The 4,504-nt window shown below is 67.3% G+C and carries 4 protein-coding genes; all 4 read right to left on the bottom strand.

What is annotated here, in order from left to right; genetic code table 11:
• A partial coding sequence (locus tag Q4F04_RS14630; protein ID WP_303370534.1) for a glutamate synthase central domain-containing protein occupies positions 1 to 3,008 on the bottom strand: 3,008 nt, incomplete at its 3' end.
• The gene (locus tag Q4F04_RS14625) at positions 3,005 to 3,418 is read right to left on the bottom strand and encodes a GFA family protein (protein ID WP_303370533.1); all 414 of its coding nucleotides are present in this window, start codon (positions 3,416 to 3,418) and stop codon (positions 3,005 to 3,007) included. The genes Q4F04_RS14625 and Q4F04_RS14630, both read right to left, overlap by 4 nt.
• Positions 3,415 to 4,143, bottom strand: coding sequence for a hypothetical protein (locus tag Q4F04_RS14620; RefSeq protein WP_303370532.1), 729 nt, complete (start codon positions 4,141 to 4,143; stop codon positions 3,415 to 3,417). The genes Q4F04_RS14625 and Q4F04_RS14620 overlap by 4 nt, the downstream gene beginning before the upstream one ends.
• 38 nt (positions 4,144 to 4,181) lie before the next feature.
• Positions 4,182 to 4,504 (bottom strand): FAD-dependent oxidoreductase (locus Q4F04_RS14615; RefSeq protein ID WP_303370531.1); only part of this gene is annotated, 323 nt, incomplete at its 5' end.

The following is a 4,504-nucleotide window of genomic DNA, read 5'->3' as shown; positions in this document are numbered from 1 at the left end:
ATATCGTGGTGCGGCGGCGGCGAGATCAGCGTGACCCCCGGCGTCGAGTGCCGCAGCCGCGCGATCAGCGACGTCACCTTCATCCCCGGCAACTGCCCGCCCTCGCCGGGCTTGGCGCCCTGCGCGACCTTGATCTCAAGCTCCTCGCAAGCGTTGAGATATTCCGCCGTCACGCCGAAGCGCCCCGAGGCCACCTGCTTGATCTTGGCGCAGGGATTGTCGCCGTTTGGCAGGGGGGCGCTGTGGGCCGGGTCCTCGCCGCCCTCGCCCGAATCCGACTTGGCCCCGATCCGGTTCATGGCGATGTTCAGCGTCATGTGCGCCTCGGGCGACAGCGCCCCGAGGCTCATCCCCGGCGTCACGAAGCGCTTGCGGATCGAGGTGATCGACTCGACCTCCTCAATGGGCACCGGCTTGCCCAGCGGCCTGATGTCCAGAAGGTCGCGCAGGTGGATCGGCGGGTTCGCCCGCATCGCGCCCGAAAACTGCTTCCAGATTTCATATGAGGCCTTCTCGCAGGCCAGTTGCAGCAGCCGCATGGTGCTGGCTTCCCAGGCGTGCTTCTCGCCCGTCCGCCGCGCCTTGTAGAAGCCGCCGACCGGCAGCAACTCGGCCCCCGGCGTGTGCCAGCCCTTGTGGTGGATCTCCTCCAGCTTCGCCTGCAACCCGTGCAGGCCGATGCCGGAAATCCGGCTCTGCATTCCGGGGAAATATTCCGCGACCATCGCGCGGGACAGCCCCACGGCCTCGAAGTTCAGCCCCCCGCGATAGGACGACAGGACCGAGATCCCCATCTTCGCCATGATCTTCAGCAGGCCTGCGTCGATGGCATCGCGATAGTTCCGCATGATCTGGATCAGGTCGCCCTTGATCAGCCCACGCTCGATCCGCTCGGCGATGGTGTCCTGCGCCAGATAGGGGTTCACCGTGGTCGCCCCGCAGCCGATCAGCACCGCGACGTAATGCGGGTCGATGCATTCCGCCGACCGCACGTTCAGCGAGCAGAAGGTCCGCAGCCCCTTGCGCGTCAGCCAGCTATGCACCGCCGAGGTGGCAAGGATCATCGGCAGCCCGATCCGCGCCTCGCCCTGATGCTCGTCCGTCAGCACCAGTTGGCCCGCGCCGGACCGCACGGCATCCTCGGCCTCGGCACGGATGCGGGCCAGCGCCTCGGCCATGGCATGCGGTCCCGCGCCATCGTCGAAGGTGCAGTCGATCCAGGTCACGGCATCGCCGAACATCCGCACGACCTCGGCCAGTTCGCCATTCGCAAGGAAAGGCGTCTCCAGCAGGGTGATCTCGGTGTGCCTGGAGGACTCGTCCAGCACGTTCTTGAGGTTGCCGAAGCGCGTCTTGAGGCTCATCACCCGCGTCTCGCGAAGCGAGTCGATGGGCGGGTTCGTCACCTGGCTGAAGTTCTGCCGGAAGAAATGCGACAGCGGCCGATACTGCGCCGACAGCACCGCGGGCGGCGTGTCGTCGCCCATGCTTGCCAGCGCCTCCTTGCCGTCCTCGGCCATCGGCGCCAGCACCGCCTCGATCTCCTCGACGGTATAGCCCGCGGCGATCTGGCGGCGGCGCAACTCCTCGCCGGTCCAGGTCACCGGCTCGGGCAGGTTCTCCAGCATCTTGCCGGGGGCCACGACCTTTTCCACCCAGTCGCCGAAGGGCTGGCTGGCCGCCAGCTTATCCTTCAGCTCGACATCGTGATAAAGCCGCCCCTCGACGATATCGACGGCGATCATCTGCCCCGGCCCCAGCGCGCCCTTTTCGCGCACCGACGCCTCGTCCACCGGCACCATGCCGACCTCGGAGCCCGCGATCAGCAGGTTGTCGCCCGTCACCACATAGCGCATCGGCCGCAGCCCGTTGCGGTCCAGACCCCCGCAGACCCAGCGCCCGTCGGTCATCGCCAGCGCGGCGGGTCCGTCCCAAGGCTCCATGATCGAGTTGCAGTAAGCATACATATCCGCCCAGGGCTTCGGCAGGTCGGTCGTGGCCTTCGACCACGCCTCGGGCACCATGATCGTCTTGACCATCGGCGCATTGCGCCCGGACCGCACCATTACCTCGAACACCGCATCCAGCGCCGCCGAGTCGCTGGACCCGCCCGGCACGATCGGCTTGATGTCCTCGGCCATGTCCCCGAAGGTCGCGGACGCCATCCTGATCTCGTGGCTTTTCAGCCAGTTGAGGTTGCCCTTCAGCGTGTTGATCTCGCCGTTATGCGCGAGCATCCGGAAGGGCTGCGCCAGCCACCACTGCGGGAATGTGTTGGTCGAATACCGCTGGTGATAGATGGCGAAGGCGCTCTCGAACCGTTCGTCCTGCAGGTCGGGGTAGAAGACGGCGACCTGCTCGGCCAGCATCATCCCCTTGTAGATGATCGACCGGCAGGACAGCGTGCAGATATACATCCCCGCGATCTGGGCCGCGACGGCCGCGCGCTCGATCCGGCGGCGGATGATGTAAAGCTCGCGCTCGAAGGCTTCCTCGTCGATGTCCTTCTCGCAGCGGATCAGGATCTGCTCGATCTCGGGGCGGGTGGCGTTGGCCTTTTCCCCCAGCACCGCCGTGTTCACCGGGACGTGCCGCCAGCCGTAGATGTAATGCCCCATCCGCAGCACTTCGGTTTCCACGATGGTCCGGCAGCGTTCCTGCGCCCCGAAATCCGTGCGCGGCAAAAACACCTGGCCCACGGCGATCATCTTCGACGCGTCGGGCTCGTGCCCCGTGCTGCGCACCTGGTCGTGGAAGAAGGGCACCGGGATCTGGACATGGATGCCCGCGCCGTCGCCGGTCTTGCCGTCCGCGTCCACCGCGCCCCGGTGCCAGACCGCCTTCAGCGCGTCGATGCCATGTTCCACCACGCGGCGCGAAGGGGTGCCGTCGATGGTGACAACCAGCCCAACCCCGCAGGACGAATGCTCATCCTCGGCGCGATACAGCGAGTTCTCCGCCATCCACGCGCGGCGGGCTTCTTCCTTGGCTTGCCAAGCGTCGGTCATGCGTTTCCCTCCACATGGGGATGGTTCTGTTCATAGTCGGCCCGCGTGATCCGCGGGTGATCGCCCTTGAGGGCGGCAAAACGATGCGCCCGGTCGGCATAAACCTCTCGCACCAGCGGAAAATCGGCGGCCCCGTCGAAAAGCCCCGGCGACAGTTCGTAATCGCCGCCGGTGTCGCGCATCCACAGGCCCGACCCGCAGCGAGGACAGAAAGCCCGTTCCGAGAAATCCGACGAGGCGAAGCGCCCCACCTCTCCCGTCACGGCCACCGCTTCGGCAGGGGCGACGAAACCGGCCATGATCCCCCCGCTCCAGCGGCGGCACATGGCGCAATGGCAGACGCTGACCTCGCCGTTGGACCGCGCAACCGTGATCCTGACCGCGCCGCAGAGGCAGCGCCCCTTGATCATGCGCCGCCCCCGGCGGGCGTCCCGACCATCTGCATGTTGCAGTCATAGTCCGGCGCGGTCGAACCGAAGCCCGGCTCGCCCCGGCGGATGAAGCGGACGGGCGAATCGTTCGTCTCCCGCGCCTCGCCGGTCCAGTCGGTCGAGGTCTCGGCCCCGCCGAAGAACCGCCCCAGATCCCGGCTGACGAATTGCGAGCCGTTGCGCTCGATCAGCAGTTCGCCGCTTTCGGCAAAGGTCCGCAGGTTGAAGCGGGTGGTGTCCAGCACCTCGCCGTCGATCTCGACCGTCCCGGTCAGGTCGTCGCGGCCGATGTGGCGCAGCCGCTCGCCCGTGTTGGATCGGGTCCAGAAGTCGAAATCGTCGCTGCCGGTCTGCAGCAGGGTGGACAGGCTGGCGTGATCGCGGGCATCGGGATCCAGCCGGTCGGTGATGCCGCTGACCAGATCGGTGCTTTCCATCCAGCGCGTCTCGGCATCGATCCGGGACTGGCTGACCAGCCCCTCGTCGGTGAAATAGGCCACCCACTGGTCGCCCGGCGCATCCGCCTGACAGCGGTAATGCTGCGCCACGGTGCAGGACCGCTGCTGCACCGTCATCTCAAGCCGGCAGCCCTGCGGCGGGGTCCATTCGGCCGCGACAGCCGGCACGCCCAACGCAAAAGCAAGGCAGAATCCCTGACCCATTCGCCGCAGCGCGGCATGGCCTGCCGCGGTTGCGATATGCATGGGCTGTGCATCATCCGTGCATGGCTTGTGCATGGCATTCACTCCGCTGCAATCCGGGTCTCGGTGGCCAGTTCCGCCGCGATGGCATCCGCCGCCTCGCGCCCGTCGCGGATCGCCCAGACGACGAGGCTCGCCCCCCGCACGATGTCCCCCACCGCCCAGACGCCGGGCAGAGAGGTGCGATGCGTCCGGTAATCGGCGCGGATCGTGCCCCAGCGCGTGACCTCAAGGCCGGGGGCGTCCCAGAGGCGGGGGATATCCTCGGGCTCGAAGCCCAGCGCCTTGATGACGAGGTCGGCGGGCTCGTCATAATCGCCGCCCTCGATCACCTCGGGCGACTGCCGGCCCGTCACGTCCGGCG

Source organism: Paracoccus sp. (in: a-proteobacteria), assembly GCF_030536915.1.
GTDB lineage: Bacteria > Pseudomonadota > Alphaproteobacteria > Rhodobacterales > Rhodobacteraceae > Paracoccus.
Note: the sequence above shows the minus strand (reverse complement) of the source record. Positions and strands in the feature narration are given on the sequence as shown.